Annotated in this window: 19 protein-coding genes; 12 read left to right on the top strand and 7 right to left on the bottom strand. The window is 38.6% G+C overall.

Going from position 1 to position 16366, the window contains the following annotated elements:
* Positions 1-4: 4 nt before the first annotated feature.
* On the top strand, positions 5-310 hold the full coding sequence (locus ACMX9J_RS13645) for an HNH endonuclease (RefSeq protein WP_033578017.1): 306 nt from the start codon (positions 5-7) through the stop codon (positions 308-310).
* A gap of 46 nt (positions 311-356) precedes the next feature.
* On the opposite strand, the gene ACMX9J_RS13650 is transcribed toward ACMX9J_RS13645, so the two are convergent.
* The 6 genes from ACMX9J_RS13650 to ACMX9J_RS13675 form a co-directional block, all read right to left on the bottom strand.
* Positions 357-575, bottom strand: coding sequence for a spore germination protein (locus ACMX9J_RS13650; protein ID WP_025749935.1), 219 nt, complete (start codon positions 573-575; stop codon positions 357-359).
* A 60-nt stretch (positions 576-635) separates the two neighbouring features.
* On the bottom strand, positions 636-1067 hold the full coding sequence (locus ACMX9J_RS13655) for a spore germination protein GerPE (RefSeq protein WP_047751664.1): 432 nt from the start codon (positions 1065-1067) through the stop codon (positions 636-638).
* A gap of 12 nt (positions 1068-1079) precedes the next feature.
* Positions 1080-1256 (bottom strand): hypothetical protein, encoded by a 177-nt coding sequence (locus tag ACMX9J_RS13660; protein ID WP_013055355.1) that lies wholly within the window; start codon positions 1254-1256, stop codon positions 1080-1082.
* Positions 1253-1969, bottom strand: a complete 717-nt coding sequence (gene gerPC, locus ACMX9J_RS13665) for a spore germination protein GerPC (RefSeq protein ID WP_034263942.1) — start codon at positions 1967-1969, stop codon at positions 1253-1255. Before gerPC ends, ACMX9J_RS13660 begins: the two co-directional genes overlap by 4 nt.
* An 89-nt stretch (positions 1970-2058) precedes the next feature.
* Positions 2059-2334 (bottom strand): spore germination protein GerPB, encoded by a 276-nt coding sequence (locus ACMX9J_RS13670; protein ID WP_029324687.1) that lies wholly within the window; start codon positions 2332-2334, stop codon positions 2059-2061.
* A gap of 30 nt (positions 2335-2364) precedes the next feature.
* A complete protein-coding gene (locus ACMX9J_RS13675) occupies positions 2365-2586 on the bottom strand; it encodes a spore germination protein (RefSeq protein ID WP_013055358.1) in 222 nt (73 codons plus the stop codon).
* A 198-nt stretch (positions 2587-2784) separates the two neighbouring features.
* On the opposite strand from ACMX9J_RS13675, the gene ACMX9J_RS13680 reads away from it, so the two are divergent.
* The 3 genes from ACMX9J_RS13680 to ACMX9J_RS13690 all read left to right on the top strand — a co-directional run bounded on the left by ACMX9J_RS13680 (position 2785) and on the right by ACMX9J_RS13690 (position 4653).
* Positions 2785-3957 (top strand): DUF418 domain-containing protein, encoded by a 1173-nt coding sequence (locus tag ACMX9J_RS13680; RefSeq protein WP_221817855.1) that lies wholly within the window; start codon positions 2785-2787, stop codon positions 3955-3957.
* Between the two features lie 78 nt (positions 3958-4035).
* Positions 4036-4383 carry a DUF1516 family protein gene (locus ACMX9J_RS13685; RefSeq protein ID WP_013055360.1) on the top strand — a complete coding sequence of 116 codons (348 nt, stop codon included), beginning with the start codon at positions 4036-4038 and terminating at the stop codon, positions 4381-4383.
* Positions 4384-4518: 135 nt separating this feature from the next.
* Complete coding sequence (locus ACMX9J_RS13690) at positions 4519-4653, top strand: hypothetical protein (protein ID WP_255293414.1); 135 nt, start codon at positions 4519-4521, stop codon at positions 4651-4653.
* A gap of 85 nt (positions 4654-4738) precedes the next feature.
* Here ACMX9J_RS13690 and ACMX9J_RS13695 read toward each other — a convergent pair whose 3' ends face one another.
* On the bottom strand, positions 4739-5299 hold the full coding sequence (locus ACMX9J_RS13695; RefSeq protein WP_033578020.1) for a DUF2777 domain-containing protein: 561 nt from the start codon (positions 5297-5299) through the stop codon (positions 4739-4741).
* Between the two features lie 171 nt (positions 5300-5470).
* On the opposite strand from ACMX9J_RS13695, the gene asnB reads away from it, so the two are divergent.
* From asnB to ACMX9J_RS13735, 8 genes are all read left to right on the top strand, one after another.
* A complete protein-coding gene (gene asnB, locus ACMX9J_RS13700) occupies positions 5471-7318 on the top strand; it encodes an asparagine synthase (glutamine-hydrolyzing) (RefSeq protein ID WP_028412408.1) in 1848 nt (615 codons plus the stop codon).
* A 314-nt stretch (positions 7319-7632) separates the two neighbouring features.
* Complete coding sequence (locus ACMX9J_RS13705) at positions 7633-9165, top strand: phytoene desaturase family protein (RefSeq protein WP_034267744.1); 1533 nt, start codon at positions 7633-7635, stop codon at positions 9163-9165.
* Positions 9162-10619 carry a phytoene desaturase family protein gene (locus ACMX9J_RS13710; protein ID WP_028412406.1) on the top strand — a complete coding sequence of 486 codons (1458 nt, stop codon included), beginning with the start codon at positions 9162-9164 and terminating at the stop codon, positions 10617-10619. The genes ACMX9J_RS13705 and ACMX9J_RS13710 overlap by 4 nt, the downstream gene beginning before the upstream one ends.
* Before the next feature lie 59 nt (positions 10620-10678).
* Positions 10679-11527, top strand: coding sequence for a phytoene/squalene synthase family protein (locus ACMX9J_RS13715; protein WP_034267741.1), 849 nt, complete (start codon positions 10679-10681; stop codon positions 11525-11527).
* Positions 11528-11712: 185 nt separating this feature from the next.
* Entirely contained in the window at positions 11713-12054 is a 342-nt protein-coding gene (locus ACMX9J_RS13720; RefSeq protein WP_028412404.1) for a P-II family nitrogen regulator, read from the top strand.
* 37 nt (positions 12055-12091) lie between these two features.
* Positions 12092-13492: an ammonium transporter gene (locus ACMX9J_RS13725; RefSeq protein WP_034327384.1), complete on the top strand. Its 1401-nt coding sequence runs from the start codon at positions 12092-12094 to the stop codon at positions 13490-13492.
* Positions 13493-13641: 149 nt separating this feature from the next.
* The gene (locus ACMX9J_RS13730; RefSeq protein ID WP_176344686.1) at positions 13642-15129 is read left to right on the top strand and encodes an alpha-amylase family glycosyl hydrolase; all 1488 of its coding nucleotides are present in this window, start codon (positions 13642-13644) and stop codon (positions 15127-15129) included.
* A gap of 84 nt (positions 15130-15213) precedes the next feature.
* Positions 15214-16248 (top strand): LacI family DNA-binding transcriptional regulator, encoded by a 1035-nt coding sequence (locus ACMX9J_RS13735; protein WP_028412401.1) that lies wholly within the window; start codon positions 15214-15216, stop codon positions 16246-16248.
* Positions 16249-16366: the final 118 nt, after the last annotated feature.

Here is a 16366-nt window from a genome sequence, read left to right on the forward strand (position 1 = left end):
CTATATGAAGAAAAAAGACAGGCGAATAGGAACATGCGAATTATGCGGAAGGCAGGATGTCTTGACGACCGTACATCATTTAACGCCAAAGGAAATGGGCGGAGCGTTTGAACCGACCGCAAACTTATGTATTCCGTGTCATAAACAAATTCATGCGTTATACACAAATGATGAATTAGCCATTCGTCTTAATACGATTTCTTTATTACAAGCTGATTCTAAAATTAGCTCCTTTATTAAATGGATTCGTAAACAGCCTTCTTCTAAATTACCTAAAACCAAAAAATCAAACAGCCGAAAATCCAGGTGAATAAAAAACCCCTTATCCGCTTTAATAGCAAAGATAAGGGGTTTTTTTAAGCATTTGCCGCTATATTTTGATCGAATAAATCTGGATCTAACGTATTTGTTCCTGAAATGCCGTTATTGGTATTAACAAAGTTACCTGTATTTAAAGAACCGGAGCCTGAGGCTGTTTTAGCAGCGCTTTTTGGAGAAACATAGAACGTATCTCCAAACGTTACGACACCGCCTCCGACGCTCATGATACTAACGGGTCCAATTATTGCTGGCATGAAGTTCACACCCTTTTTTTCGTGATATTAATTTAGTATATGAGCAGCTTCTTAAAAGGTTCACTCACCGCTGCGAGCTTCTGAAGTAGAACTATTTGATGTTCCTGTTTCAGCTTCCTTTGAAGGTTCATCGTTGATCAGTTCACGAATATGCTTAATGCGAGCTTCTGCATAAACATTGCACGTTGAGCCCACATGAATAACTGATGAAAATGAACATCCTTTTATATCAATTCTGTTAACGCGTATCAAAGGTATTTCATTCCATGTTTGAACAGGAATAGGTTCGTAGTCGCCATGGGGAATAGGCTCACTAAAGATAGCATAATCATCAAAATTTCCTTCTCTGCCGTAGAAAAACGGATACTGTCTCCGATCAGCTAACGCTTTATTAAGTAGGTGAATTTCTGTTGAATCTCCAATTTGGCAAAAAGAGCTCGCTGATAAGGAATTAATTTCTATATAATTAACAGAAGATGTGCGTGAAAGCATACATAAGCTCCTTTATGATAACGATAGTGGAACATAAGGACCGATAATCAAAGATTCCGCTGGCGTATCAAATGTTGAAGAGAGAGAGATGTAATTTGCATCACCAATTAAAAAAAGAGAAGAAGAAGATACGCCTGTAATACTAACGTCTCCAACAAGCAATTCACGGTTTACAACGTTAAAGTTCATGAATGGGGTCCACCTTTCTTTAAGGATTCAGGTAAATACGTTAAAAATGCGTCAATTCCTTTTTTCATATCTTCATAAAGTTTACCGATAATTTGCGGTTTAATTTGTTCAAAATTCCGTTCCATTTCTTCCGGCTGAACTTGCTGTATATAAAAAGTAATCCGCTGCTGCAGCTGCTTTTTAATATCTTCTAAAATAAACTCGTAGTACGATTCATCAATCATCATCGAGCGCTCATCAAGCACATGTTGAACCATAGAAAATCCATATTGATTAAGCTCATTTAAAATCGTTTCATGAATATCAGAGACCCACTGCTTTTCTAGCTGGCGATCCAATGGTTTTAAGCTGGGGTTTTGCGGTCCAGGACCTCCGGGTTGTCCCGGCTGCTCACCTTGAGGCTGCTGACCTTGTGGCTGAGCTCCTTGCGGAAATGTTACTTCTGGTTTCTCATTAATAATGATATCTTCTAAATTATCGGGTGTAAGAGGGTTCAATCCAATATTTAATGTTCCATCTAAAGAATCAATTTTTAACTGTTCAAATTTATATTCAATTTTATCAATTTTAATAGGTGGCTGTTCACCTAACTCTTTTATTTTTTGCTGAAGTTCTTGTACGTTTTTTTCAAGCTGAGCAATGCGTTCTTCTTGCTGCTGAATATACGAAGACATTTGCTGAACATACTGATGAACCTGCTGAATATAGTTCATGTTATCCACCTTCAATCACCTCGATTCCCTTATCTCCCGATAAAGAAAATAGTTATATATATACATATGGCGATGAAGGTTGTAACATGTCAGTCGTTGTCTCGAGCTGGGGGAGTTAACGACTGTGAAAAAGGAGCGGGTGCAGTGCCAGCACCGGTTCCGGGAGTAAAGGTAGAGGGAGAAACAGATCCAAGAATGCCTTTTTTTGTTTCAGTAGGTGCAGCGCCTGTAAACCCTCCTGTATTAAAGAGATTTGAGTTCGGTTTAATAACACCTACGCTTCCAATTTGAAGTACCGAAGAGTTACTTACGGCACTGATTTTCATACTTTGAATACAGATACTTTGATTTACATAAAAGTTCATAAGCATCCTCCTGTATGAGCTTCATTTCTATTAGAGATTTCCAGCGACATTTTGATCATTTACGTCATTGTCCGACGTATTCGTTGAGCTCTGCTGATTCACAACATATAATCCGTCGCCTGTATTAAACGAACCTGCGCCAGCAAATGTTTTAGCAGTAGAAATAGGGGCTATTGTATAAACATCTCCAATATGAAAGACGCTGGCTGAACCAACACTGTTAAGATTAACAACACCAACAATGGCAGGCATAGGCAAACACCCTTTTAATTTAGTCTAGTAACAGCATATGAAGCCTAGACAAAAAGGTGATTAATGCTTTTTCCTTATCTATATGCAAAGAGTAAGTAAAACATTAAAGAGAGGAATGGAAATAGTAAACATTGAAGAAAAACTTTTATGTTCGATATAATGTGAAAGCAATAATGAAAGCATGTAAGGTGTGAAAGAATGAAACGTTTCAAAATGAACGCGACTGATAAAGAACAGCGTATTGAAGCAGCGGATGTATTAAAAGGAATCGCGCTTATTGGTATTTTGCTGATGAACATGCCCGATTTTTATTCGCCTGCTGCCTATTACGACAATAATTTGATGAATGGTTCAAGAATGAGTTATGTTGCTAATGGATTAGTTGATATAGTAGTAGGGCAGACAGGGTACGCGCTGCTTGCTATTTTGTTTGGATTTGGTTTTATGAAAATGTTCCAGCGTACATACGAAAGGCAAGTAAGCTTTACTCCTTTTTATGTACGAAGAATGACAGCTTTGCTTCTCGTGGGAGCTATTCATGCTGTATTTATTTGGCACGGTGATATGATTGTGATATACAGCTTCTTTGCTTTGATTATGCTGTTTTTCCAAGAAGCAAAGAAAGAAGTGTTATTAGCATGGGGAACCGGAATATTTAGTATTTACGCTGTGATTATGATTGTTATTTTAACGGTAGCGGCTTTTGCTAATGAAGGAGAGACAGCAGCGGGAATTCACCAGCCTATTATTGACCAAGCTCTTCAAGTATATGGACACGGAAGTTTTGCGTCAATATTTCATCAGCGCTTGCTGGATTGGTACTACGCGTATAATTTAAATACGGTTCCTTTTCTGTTTTTATCGCTATTTCCACTGTTTTTATTAGGCGGTTTTATGGCGAAAAGCGATTGGTTCGAAGGAATAGAAGAATATATAGTGGAGACAAAGTGGCTTTGCCTTATTTCATTTATCGCGTATACAGTATCATCCGTACTGCCGTATGCTTTAGATCACAATGTAGCTACATCCTATATCCACGATACAATCGGAGGAACGGCAGGAGCAATTTTTGTTGTAACGTTGGTCACATTGGCTATGCGAAGTGTATCTATTCGAAAAATCATGCAGCCATTTGCCTTTTTGGGGAGAATGATTTTAACTAACTATATTGTCCAGTCCATTGTATGTACATTCCTTTTTTACTCATATGGGTTAGGATACTACGGACATATTTCAATTGTAGAAGGATTGGCTATTGCGGGGATTATCATTTTTATTCAACTGCTGGGAAGCTGGATATGGATGAGCCTATTTTCAGATGGACCGCTTGAAAAACTCATTCGGTATGCTACATATGGACGCAGCCGCTAAAAATCCTTTTCCTTCCTTATATTATTGGTGAAGGAAAGGTTTTCATGATATGATATTTTCAGAAAGGACGTGAGATGAATGGCTCCACTACATATTCATGTAACGCTTTGGACATTATTGATTATCTCGTTTGTGGTTTCGTTGATTTTACATCGAGCAGGTAAAGCTAAAGGTCAAAAAATCCTACATATGGTGGCGAGACTTCTATACTTATTAGTATTAGTATCAGGTCTGCATATGTTAGCAGCTTGGTACCATTTTCAAGGCGCAGCGCTCATTAAAGGAATTGCCGGAGTGTTAGTGCTTGTGGGAATGGAAATGGTCCTTGTTCGTACTGAAAAAAGAAAACGTACAGGCGTTGCTTGGGCAGTTCTTGTAATTGCGCTTATCTTAGTATTCTATTACGGATATGTCGTACTAGGATAAGAAAAGAGGATAGGGCAAGAGTATTTTAGTTCAAAAAAAAACCGAAGTATTAATCAGAATTCTGATTAATACTTCGGTTTTTTTTTTCGTTGTCATGGTGAAAGTAAATTTAATGCGTGTAGGTGCTTCTAGCTGTTGATTGGAGGGCAAGGCGAAGACTCCTGCGGGAAAAGTGGCACAGGTGAGACCCCGCAGGAGCGTAAGCGACGAGGAGGCTCATCGGCCGCCCGCGGAAAGCGAAGCCTTGCACGGAAACCAATAGCGGTTTAAAAGCAATCAATACGAACTCATATATCCAATTTTTTCTTTTTAGATTAGGTTGATGAAGTTATGTCTCAAACTCTTTTCTTTTGCTTTAATCTAAAAAAAGATTCATTGAACGTTCTCCATCGTTAACGGTATATTCAAATCGGTCTAGGTAATGCGTGCCTCGTTCGAATAAATGCTGAACGGCACAAATTTTTTCCTCATTGTCATAAATGATAAAATTAGCACCTTTTGTATCACCGTCTGTCGGTAAAAAACATAATGTGTTGTGACAGTAAATACAATCATAAAGAGAGAATTTTAATGAATTTAAGTGCTGAGTGAATGATAAAAAGGTCTCTTTCGGTAGTGATTGAAGAAGCTGTTCGTATGCATAAGGTAGCTTTTTAGTCAGTCTTAGCTTATCCCCATTTCGCAATAAATACGTTCCATCGTGAAGCTTTATTTGACGGTCATCAACCATAATGGCTTTTTCCCAGCGTGTATCAATAAGAAGTTCTAATGTCTCATCCATTACTTCATGAAGCATGGAAGCTTCGTCACTTTCATCTTCAAAGAAAATCCACTGTGAATCAACACATTCAACCGTACCAATCACGAAGGAACGCGGCTGATTGTTCATAGCTTGTTGTTTAGAATAATGATTCATAATCAAACCTCCGTGTGAAATTTATCCATATTTTTTTATTGCCTAAAAAAGCTCTCTTTATAACTGAAAAGTAAAAATAAAATATAAGGACAATTCAACTGTAACTACTGCGTGCATACAATGGCATTATTTCATTCATAAACAAGAGCGTGAAAGAAAGGATGATAAACGATGTGTGGTATAACGGGTTGGGTCGATTTAAAGCGATCGCTTTTAAATGAAACAGCAACAATAACAAAAATGGCTGACACTTTATCGAAAAGAGGTCCTGATGACACCAACGTATGGACACAGCAGCATGTTGCTTTTGGGCACAAACGCTTAGTTGTAGTAGATCCTCAAGGCGGAAGACAGCCGATGACGCGAGAAAAAAATGAACAGCTCTACACGCTTTGCTATAATGGAGAGCTTTACAACACGGAAGATATTCGGAAAGAATTACTAAAAAGAGGTTATCAATTTCAGGGACATTCAGATACGGAAGTACTTCTAACATCTTATATAGAATGGAAAGAATCATGCGTAGATCATTTTAACGGTATCTTTGCTTTTTCGATCTGGGATGAAGCCAATGAAAAGTTATTTATAGCACGCGACAGAATGGGAGTGAAGCCCTTATTCTATCGATCTTATGAAGGTGGAATTCAATTTGCATCAGAATTAAAGGCGATATTAGCTCATCCTGAGGTAAAAGCAGAAGTAGGATTAGATGGATTAGCAGAAGTGTTTGGCTTAGGACCTTCTCGATCTCCCGGCCACGGCGTATTTAAAAACATAAATGAATTACGCCCGGCTCACGCGCTCACGCTTACGCGTAACGGATTGAAGATTTGGCGATACTGGAACGTAAAAAGTGAGCAGCATACAGATAATTTAGCTGAAACAACAGAAAAAGTTAAATTTTTAGTGCAAGACGCGATTGTAAGACAGCTAGTGTCGGATGTCCCGGTTTGTACATTTTTATCAGGTGGAGTGGACTCAAGCGCCATTACAGCAATTGCTGCAAATGCGTTCAAAGAAAGCGGCAAGGGCTCCCTTCATACGTATTCTATCGACTATGAAGACAATGATAAATTTTTTAAAGCAAATGAGTTTCAGCCAAATTCTGATGGAACTTATATCAAGCTCATGTCCGATACGTTTCAAACAAATCATCATCGCTGCATTATTTCAACGGAGGACCTTGTGCAGCATTTAACAGAGGCTGTAGAGGTGAGAGATCTTCCTGGAATGGCTGATGTAGATTCATCGTTGCTTTGGTTTTGCCGTGAAATCAAACAAGATTTTGTCGTGAGCTTATCAGGAGAATGTGCAGATGAAATTTTTGGAGGATATCCGTGGTTTCACCGAAAACACGATTTGTCTTCGGATACTTTCCCGTGGATGCGCTCATTAGATGCTCGAATTGATTTGCTGCAAAGTTCATGGAGAAAGAAATTACAGTTAGAAGATTATGTACGTGCAAGATATGAAGAAACGTTAAAGGAAGTGCCTGAATTAGAAGGTGAATCGTTAGAAGATGCGCAGCGGAGAAAGCTGTTTTATTTAAATCAGGTTTGGTTTATGACAACTTTATTAGATCGTAAAGATCGTATGAGCATGGGAGCGAGCTTAGAAGTACGCGTACCTTTTGCAGATCATCGCCTTGTGGAATATGCATGGAATATTCCATGGGAGATGAAAATGACGGGCAATAAAGAGAAGGGGATTTTACGCAAAGCGCTTGAAGGAATTTTGCCTCATGACGTTCTTTATCGCAAGAAAAGCCCTTACCCTAAAACGCATAACCCAGCTTATACAAAAGCTGTAACTGTATGGCTTCAATCTCTTTTACAAGATAAACAGTCACCTCTTTATGAATTTTTTGATAAGCAGCAGTTAAAGCATATTATTGATACAGGCGGAGAAGGATTTAAAGCGCCGTGGTTTGGTCAATTAATGACAGGGCCTCAGCTGCTAGCTCATCTAGCTCAAATTCACGTCTGGTTTACTCACAATAATATTCAAATTGTTGAATGACAGGACCCTCTCAGTACAGAGGGTTTTTTTATGAAATCAGTCATCCATTTCTCTTTTTTATACGTTTAAGTAGAGAAGAAGACCGCAGTCTATTTTTGTATAACTTTACATAGATATAAAATAAAAGCTTGAAAGCACCGAATAAAGGGAAAGTGTACTGAAACCCTGGAAAAATGGTACAAACGTCATATTTTCATGGTTTAGTTATTGGTAATTTTATGATTCGAATAAAGACAAGCAGTTTATCGTTGTGTTTAATAATAAAGCTTTGTATAATGTTTGTATAACTATTGTATAGGATTAGGAGTGTATGTATGCAAAAAAACGTAATCGTGATTGGAGCAGGTCCAGGAGGACTAGCGGCAGCAATGCTGCTAGCAAGTCATGGCTATAAAGTAGATGTATATGAAAAGCAAGGATACGTGGGCGGGCGAAATTCAGCGATTAAAATGTCAGGTTATACGTTTGATATGGGCCCTACATTTTTGAGCATGCCACAGATTTTTGAAGAATTATTTCAAGCTGCTAATCGCAATGCGCATGACTATATGGACTTAAAACGTCTAAATCTCATGTATGAGCTTATCTTTGATGATGCACAGATTCAGATGACGGATAACCATAAAAAGATGAAAGAAGAAATCGAACGTTTATACCCAGGAAACGGGGAAGGCTATGAGCGCTTTATGAAAGATACCGAAGCAAAGATGGCGGCTTTGCTGCCTTTATTGCAAGGCCAGATGGATCGTTTTCATCACTATTTAAAGCCTGAAGCAATTCGAGCACTGCCGCATTTATCCTTAGGTAAAACGCTCTATGATGTACTTGGCAAGTATTTCACTGATGAGAAATTGAAATTAGCTTTTACTTTTCAATCGAAGTACTTGGGAATGTCCCCTTGGGAATGTCCAGGAGCCTTTTCTATTTTATCGTTTATGGAACATGCCTACGGTATCTTCCATCCGATAGGAGGAGTAAATCAGCTATCTCAAGCAATGGCAAAAGTAGTGGAAGAACATCAAGGGCACATCCACTTAAACCAAGGTGTTCAAAAACTATGGATTGAAAATAAGAGAGTAAAAGGAATTATTCTAGAAAATGGAGAGCGAATAGGGGCAGACGACGTCATTATCAATGGAGATTTTGCTCATGCCATGACGAATTTAATAGATGAAGGTACGCTTAAAAAATATGCAGTTAAAAAACTTGAAAAGAAAAAATACTCTTGTTCCACTTTTATGATTTATCTAGGCATAGACAAACAGTACAAAGATCTGCCTCATCACACGATTGTGTTCGCTGAAGATTATAAAAAAAATGTAGAAGAGATCACAAAAACGTTAGCTCTTTCAGAAGACCCTTCCATCTACATTCAAAACCCAAGTGTAACAGACCCAACTTTAGCACCAGAAGGAAAGTCTGCTCTTTATATTTTAGCGCCGGTTCCAAATAATTTCAGCGGTGTAAACTGGGATGAAAAACAAAAAGCTTTTCGAGATGCAGTATTAAAAATTGTAGAAAAGAAAACGGGTTTCAAAGATTTAGAGAGTCATATTGAAGTTGAAAAAATCATTTCACCAAAGCAGTGGGAAGAAGACGTGCTGGTCTATAAAGGAGCGACATTTAACCTTGGACATCAGCTCACTCAAATGATGGTACTGCGTCCGCATAATAAATTTGAAGAATTAGAAAATTGCTGGCTAGTTGGAGGAGGAACTCATCCAGGGAGCGGTCTACCAACTATTCTGGAATCATCCCGCATTACGACAAAGCTCATCTTAAAAAGAGACGGACAATTACTGAATGAGCCGTTTAAAACCATGAAGGAAATGGAGAGTGCATTATGAGAACAGCAATTGTTGGAGGCGGCATAGGCGGTTTAATTACCGCTTTGTTATTAAGCAAACGAGGTTTTTCTGTTGATATTTTCGAAAAAGAAAACAAGCTGGGCGGCCGGCTGGCGTTTGTAGAAAAAGACGGTTATAAAATTGATGAAGGTCCCACGATTGTCTTGCTGCCTTTAATGCTTGAACGTATTTTAGATGAAGCGGGCATTTCTGCTTCTCAATATGAACTAATACGCTGTGATCCACTTTATGATATTCATTTTCCAGACGGTACGACCTATACAAAAAAAGCGACTGAAAAAGATCAGTTAGAGGAGATTAGCCGTTTGTTTCCAGGCGAAGAGCAAAACTACCGGCGTTTTATGACTGAATTAAAAAAGCGATTTGAATTAGGAAGTAATGCATTTTTGGAAAAAACATTTGTAAATAAACGAGATTTTTGGACATGGCAAAACATTAAGGCATTAAAAAAAATGAATGCAAATAAATCAATGAGAAAATTTGTTTCAACGTATTTCCATGATGAACGTCTAGTAGATGCCTACTCGCTGCAATCTCTCTATATTGGAGGGAATCCTTATTCGGCACCAGCTATTTATTCCCTTGTTCCTTACAGTGAGCATGCTCATGGCATCTATTACGTAAAAGGGGGATACGCAAGTCTTGTGCCACTTCTTGAAAAGGCGCTGATAGAGCAAGGTGTAAGCATTCATTTGAATAAGGTGGTTCAAGAGCTTTCTATATCAGGAGACAAGACAGAAGGGGTTATTGTTGACGAAAAACTTCACCCATTTGATCAAGTGATTTTAAATGGCGACTTTCCTAATATGGCGAAAATTGCTCAAAAAAAAGAAAAGAAGTATGTGCCTTCGTCCAGCTGTCTGCTGCTTTATCTTGGTTTGAAGAGAAAATATGATCATCACAATGTGCATCAATACTTTATGGGCAATGATTTGGCTAAACATATGGAAGCAGTGTTTAAGCATAAAACGATTCCTGAAGATCCCGCTATTTATACATTTAATCCCTCTGTTATTGATCCATCCCTAGCTCCCGAAGGAAAAAGTGTGCTATATGCACTTGTACCGGTTCCATCAGGTGGCCACATTGATTGGAGCAATCAGCAAGATTTTGTTGATGGAATCATTCGAACTTTGGAAGAAAAAGGGTTTGGGGAGCTGCGTAAAGAAATAGAATGGGTAAAAGTACGCACGCCAAATGATGCTCAAGCATTTGGACTTTACGAAGGCGGAAGCTTTGGTATTGCTCCTGAGCTGTTTCAGTCAGGCGTATTCAGACCTCAGTACCAGCCGTACGAATATAAAAATGTTTTTGCGGTGGGAGCATCTATACATCCAGGCGGAGGCGTGCCAATTGTTATGCAAGGAGCAAAAATGTTGGCTGATCATCTTATTGAACAATCGTCTATTCAAACGGTTGCAAAGCTCTCTTAAGATCTTGTGAAGCCATAAGGAAATGATGGTTTATCCTTTAATAGAGAAAGGGGTCCTATATGATGAACATTTCGTTAGACAAAGCGTACACTCAGTGTGAAGAAATTATTAAAGAAAACTCAAAAACGTTTTACAAAGCTTTTTCCATGCTGCCATCAAAACAAAGAAAGGCAGTATGGGCGGTATATGCATTTTGCCGTCAAGTCGATGATATTGTAGATGAAGGAAGTAATCCTGAAATAGAGCTGCAGCAATTCGAAGGAGAATTTGCTCGGTTTAAAAATGGAGAACTATTAAACGAAAGCGCCATGTGGGTAGCTCTGCGCAATGTATTTGAACAATATGAAATGAATGTTCAAGCATTTGACGATATGATTACCGGTCAGCGAATGGATTTAGTAAAAAAAGAATACGATACGCTTGATGAAGTGAAAACATACTCCTATCATGTAGCGAGTACGGTAGGGCTAATGCTTTTACCGATTTTAGCTCCAACTACTCATAAAGAATTAGAAGAAGAAGCAGTTGCGTTAGGCATTGCGATGCAGCTGACCAACATTTTAAGAGACGTGGGGGAAGACTTAGAGCGAGGGCGCATTTATTTACCGAAAGACCTTATGAATTCTTACGGATATACGCGCACGCTATTAGAGAACCGGTGGGTCACTTCTGAATTTATAGAAATGTGGGAGCACCTGGCCAAAGAAGCAGAAATGTATTATATAAAAGGGCTTCAGTCGATTCATAAATATCCCGTGGCTTCTCGTTTACCTCTTACAGGAGCGGCGCATTTATACCGAGCGATTCTTGATAAAATTCGAAAAGAACATTATGAAGTATTTACAGAAAAGCATTTTGTCACAAGTCAAGTGAAAAAGCAAATTATGACATCTATTTCTACGGGGTAACGCAAAGGAGCTACTTTTCCTTTGCGTTACTTTTTTTTGAAGAGATATGAAAGCGTTAACTATTATGTAAATAAGAAAAAAGTCTCATTTTTATCACATATTAACTTGAATATTCAGAAAATTATCTATATGATAATATATATAACGTTAAATGTTAATAAAACTAACATGAAAGAGGGGTTACAATGAAAAAAGTGGAAGCTATCATTCGTCCAGAAAAATTTCAAGCACTGCGCGTAAAATTAGAGGAAGTAGGAATAAACGGATTAACAGTCTCAGAAGTGGCAGGCTGCGGTCAGCAAAAAGGAGAGCAGGGACTGTTCAGGGGACAAAGTTTTGAAATCAAACTAGTACCTAAAGTCAAGGTAGAAATGATTTTAGAAGCAGAACAAGTTGATGAAGTCATTAAGATCATTCAATCAATTTGTTCTACGAACCAAATAGGCGACGGAAAGGTTTTTGTCTATCCGGTAGAGGATGCTGTACGAATTAGAACAGGAGAAGCAGGTGTAGAGGCTATTTTATAAAAAGAGAGTGTTATTTTAATAGAGGGGGAGTTAAGCGTTGAAAAAGAAAATTAGTGCGGTTTTGTTTATTAGTTTGTTGGCGGCAACACGCGTTAATGCAGCTGATCCAACTGTCGAATCAGTCAGTGCATCAATTGACATGATGTGGGTAATGTTTGGGGCAGTGCTTGTGTTTTTAATGCACGCAGGGTTTGCGATGGTTGAAACAGGCTTCACTCGTTCGAAAAATTCGCTTAATATCTTAATGAAAAATATGCTAACGGTAGCTGTATCTTCCGTATTGTATTTTGTGATTGGTTTTGCCCTTATGTTTGGAAATTCAAAAGGAGGATTTATCGGTTCAAGCGGTTTCTTTTTAAATGGAGAAAGCGATCAAATGAGCTTTTTCGTCTTCCAAATTGTTTTCGCAGCAACGTGCGCTACGATTATTTCAGGAGCGGTAGCGGAACGTATGAAACTATCCAGCTATATGATGCTCACGATTGCGATGGTAGCTGTGATTTATCCAGTTGTAGGTCACTGGGTATGGGGAGGAGGGTGGTTGTCCAAACTAGGCTTCGTAGATTTTGCAGGATCGACAGTTGTTCATTTGACTGGGGCTCTTGGTGCGGCTGTAGCAGTTACTTTTCTGGGAGCACGTCTAGGAAAGTATGGAAGCGATGGAAAAGTCAATGCTATTCAAGGGCATAACATTCCGCTTGGCGCATTAGGTGTATTTATCCTCTGGTTTGGCTGGTTTGGATTTAATGGAGGAAGTACATTAGCAGCCGATCCTGCTCTTGTCCCGGGAATCATTGCAACAACATTAATGTCTGGGTCATGCGGAGTCCTGTCTTCTGCTTTATACACAAAATTTCGCTACAAACGTATTGACGCTAGCTTAACATTAAACGGTGCCTTAGCTGGACTTGTAGGGATTACAGCTGGAACAGCAAACGTATCGATCCCGGGTGCGATCGTCATTGGGCTGATTGCAGGAATTATTCTAGTAGAAGCTGTGCATTTTATCGATAGCAAAATGAAGTTAGACGATCCAGTTGGCGCTATTACTGTTCATGGAATTTGCGGTATTTGGGGGACGTTAGCAGTGGGGCTGTTTGATACAGCTAACGGTTTATTTTATGGTGGCGGCGTACAGCTATTAGGTATTCAAGCTCTTGGAATTATAGCTGTGATGGGTTGGACAATTGGAACGGTTGGGTTATTCTTATTTGTTCTCACGCGTTTTTCTTCCATTCGAGTATCAAGCGAAGAAGAAATTGCTGGTTTAGATTTTGCTGAACACGGTTCATCCGCATACGAATTTCGTGAAAGTTTTGTAGCGACAGGAGACGGCAATCTTCATCCTGAATTTGGTGTTGGATTGATTGATCGATTAAATAAAGTGGGTAAAGTATCGGATAAACCTCATATATCGAACGTAAATGAGACGATATAGCAGTATATAGATAGAAAAAAGTGATTAAAAGTAAAAACTTTTAATCACTTTTTTTGTTTTTATCAACTTATTTAACAATAATGTAAGCGTTAACGTTATAATGGAAACAAAAGTGAGTTTGAAACAGTTCGTCTATAGGAGGGGAATAGATGAAATGGAAAAGGACAAGTATGCTACTTATACTATTATTGCTTTTTGGAAGCAGCGCCTCAGCGCAAGATCATAAAGATATACGTGATGAGGTGATATACTCATTGATGATTAACCGTTTTTATAACGGAAGTGAACAGAATGATCGAAATGTTAACTATGAACGCTCAGATGCCTATTATGGAGGCGATTTACAGGGAGTAGCACAAAAGTTAGACTATATTCAAGAGATGGGATTTACCGCTGTTTTATTGACTCCTTTTATGGAAAATGATGAGACAGGCTATCATGGATATGCGGTGACCGACCATTATAAAATAGACGATCATTTTGGAACGTTAAAAGACTTACGAAATCTTGTGAAGAAAGCACATGAGCGCAATATAAAAATTATGGTCGAATTTCCTTTGACAATCAGTAACAGTCATACCTGGATAGCAGATAAAGGAAAACAAACATGGATAAGTAATGAATCCGGTACGGATAACGAAGTAATTAAAGCATTGCCTCACCTTAACTTAAAAGAAAGCGCCGTGCAGAAATACCTTATTAAAAATGCTGCCTGGTGGAGCAAACAAACAGATATTGACGGATATTACGTTAAAGATATCGATCAAGCTCCTTCTGCATTTATTTCATCTTTTTCTCAGACGTTAAAAAGCATGGATCCTTCCTTTCTATTAATAGGAGAAATAAACGGGCATTCATTAAAAAAAAGTGAGCAGGCTGATTCATTAGGAATGGATTTGCTTGTAGATAGAACGCTAGCCGAAGCCACTGCTGCTACGTTTAGCGGTACTAATCGTCCGCAGAAAATGTTGTATGACAAGTGGGAAAAAGGAAGTAATTTGCCTTTAGCCAATTTTTTAGATGATGTTCATAGCACACGTTTTACAGCAAAAGCATTAAAGAGTGAAAACCATCCTGGAGCCCGAACAAAGCAAGGGCTTTCCTACCTTTATACTTCGCCGAGTGTACCGATCGTTTTTTATGGAACAGAAATTGCGCTGAATGGGGGAAAGGGAGCAGAAAATTATGGCATGATGAATTTTTTAGCTAATCCCGATATTATAGATCATTTAAAAAAACTGGCTGAACTTAGAGCGAAATCGCCTTCTCTTCGAAAAGGAAGCTTTACCATTGTGTCTGAGCAAAAAGGTGTGGCCGTATACAAGAGAAGGTATAAGGACGAAACGACGTTTGTGGTGATTAATAATACAAAGGAAACGTCAGCCATTAATGTCCCGCTTAAAAAAGTTGGAAAAGAAAATGAACTAAGAGGGTTAATAACGGAAGGAATTATACGACCAGTTGACGATGTATACAACATTTCATTGGAGCCTGAGACGACAAATGTATATAAAGTAGTGAAAAAGTCAGGGCTCAATATAGGATATATCGCAGCGGTTGCCGCTGTTTATACGGGATTTGGCATCTTTTTGTACAAAGCATCGTCAAAAAGAAGAAAAGAAAAGAAAATTTCTTAATCTCATAAAAAGGACAGCGCGTCGTAGTTGTCAAACTATATTGGATAAGTAGTAATGAAGAAAACATAATTAAGAGGTGGAATTATGGGTGTAACAATAAAAGATGTGGCAAATTTAGCAAATGTAGCCCCTTCGACGGTATCTCGCGTCATTGCAGACAGCTCAAGAATTAGTGAAAAAACAAAACAGCGCGTGCGATCGGCTATGAAAGAACTTGGTTATCACCCAAATATTATTGCGCGAAGTCTAGCAAATCAAACGACAGAGGCAGTCGGCCTAGTGATGCCGAGCTCAGCAGACAAGGTGTTTCAAAATCCATTCTTCCCAGAAGTGCTAAGAGGAATCAGCACCGGAGCTCACGAAAACAAAAGAGCGATTTATATGTCAACTGGAGAAACGGAAGAAGAGATTTTTGCAGAAGTTGTTCAAATGGTACAGGGAAGACGAGTGGATGGATTAATTTTGCTGTACTCCAAAGTTGATGATCAAGTGCTTTCTTATTTGCAAGAACAGAGCGTTCCGTTTGTAGTTATTGGAAAGCCGTTTAAGCATAGTGAAAGCATCACGTTTGTTGATAACGACAATTTTAAAGCTGGAAAAGAAGCGACGGAATATTTAATTGAATCTGGTCATGAGCGTATTGCTTTTATTGGTGGAAGTCTTGAATTAGTCGTTACCATTGACCGTTTAACAGGCTATGATAAAGCGATTCAAAAAGCAAACATTCCTTACCGGGATGAGTATGTGATTCATGAAGAATTTCTACAGAAGGGAGGAAAAGAAGCTGTTTGCGAACTTTTATCTCTAAAAGAACGTCCAACGGCTCTAGTAGTAGCAGATGACTTAATGGCATTAGGTGTTTTAAATACATTGGATGAAATGGGAATTTCGGTTCCTGAAGACATCTCTATTGTCAGTTTTAATAATGTCTTAATCGCTGAAATGGCTAGACCAGCTCTTACATCAATTGATATTAATATTTTTGAACTTGGTTATCAGGCTGTAAGCTGCTTGATTAAGCAGATTGAAACGCCATATGCTGTTGCAGAACAAGTGCGCGTTCCTCACAAAATGATTAAAAGACAGTCCTGCAAAACCATTCAAATGACGAAAAGATAACGTAATACACAAATAGAAAGAGGCTGAGACAAAAGTAGTGTAGTTGAAGGAAGATCCGAACGAGTTTGATTCTTGATGGAGAATCAAACTCGTTCGGATTTTTTCGTTTTTAGATTGA

The sequence above is a fragment of the Priestia sp. RMT2NF4 genome, assembly GCF_047872835.1.
Taxonomy (GTDB): Bacteria; Bacillota; Bacilli; order Bacillales; family Bacillaceae_H; genus Priestia; species Priestia zanthoxyli.

Bases quoted from the DNA above. Each gene is read 5' to 3' on its own strand.
- asnB (WP_028412408.1), top strand. From the start codon at position 5,471: ATGTGTGGTATAACGGGTTGGGTCGATTTAAAGCGATCGCTTTTAAAT.
- ACMX9J_RS13730 (WP_176344686.1), top strand. From the start codon at position 13,642: ATGAAATGGAAAAGGACAAGTATGCTACTTATACTATTATTGCTTTTT.
- ACMX9J_RS13650 (WP_025749935.1), bottom strand. From the start codon at position 575: ATGCCAGCAATAATTGGACCCGTTAGTATCATGAGCGTCGGAGGCGGT.
- ACMX9J_RS13720 (WP_028412404.1), top strand. From the start codon at position 11,713: ATGAAAAAAGTGGAAGCTATCATTCGTCCAGAAAAATTTCAAGCACTG.
- ACMX9J_RS13655 (WP_047751664.1), bottom strand. From the start codon at position 1,067: ATGCTTTCACGCACATCTTCTGTTAATTATATAGAAATTAATTCCTTA.
- ACMX9J_RS13685 (WP_013055360.1), top strand. From the start codon at position 4,036: ATGGCTCCACTACATATTCATGTAACGCTTTGGACATTATTGATTATC.
- ACMX9J_RS13735 (WP_028412401.1), top strand. From the start codon at position 15,214: ATGGGTGTAACAATAAAAGATGTGGCAAATTTAGCAAATGTAGCCCCT.
- ACMX9J_RS13695 (WP_033578020.1), bottom strand. From the start codon at position 5,299: ATGAATCATTATTCTAAACAACAAGCTATGAACAATCAGCCGCGTTCC.
- ACMX9J_RS13660 (WP_013055355.1), bottom strand. From the start codon at position 1,256: ATGAACTTTAACGTTGTAAACCGTGAATTGCTTGTTGGAGACGTTAGT.
- ACMX9J_RS13645 (WP_033578017.1), top strand. From the start codon at position 5: ATGAAGAAAAAAGACAGGCGAATAGGAACATGCGAATTATGCGGAAGG.
- gerPC (WP_034263942.1), bottom strand. From the start codon at position 1,969: ATGAACTATATTCAGCAGGTTCATCAGTATGTTCAGCAAATGTCTTCG.
- ACMX9J_RS13715 (WP_034267741.1), top strand. From the start codon at position 10,679: ATGATGAACATTTCGTTAGACAAAGCGTACACTCAGTGTGAAGAAATT.
- ACMX9J_RS13680 (WP_221817855.1), top strand. From the start codon at position 2,785: ATGAAACGTTTCAAAATGAACGCGACTGATAAAGAACAGCGTATTGAA.
- ACMX9J_RS13675 (WP_013055358.1), bottom strand. From the start codon at position 2,586: ATGCCTGCCATTGTTGGTGTTGTTAATCTTAACAGTGTTGGTTCAGCC.
- ACMX9J_RS13670 (WP_029324687.1), bottom strand. From the start codon at position 2,334: ATGAACTTTTATGTAAATCAAAGTATCTGTATTCAAAGTATGAAAATC.
- ACMX9J_RS13705 (WP_034267744.1), top strand. From the start codon at position 7,633: ATGCAAAAAAACGTAATCGTGATTGGAGCAGGTCCAGGAGGACTAGCG.
- ACMX9J_RS13710 (WP_028412406.1), top strand. From the start codon at position 9,162: ATGAGAACAGCAATTGTTGGAGGCGGCATAGGCGGTTTAATTACCGCT.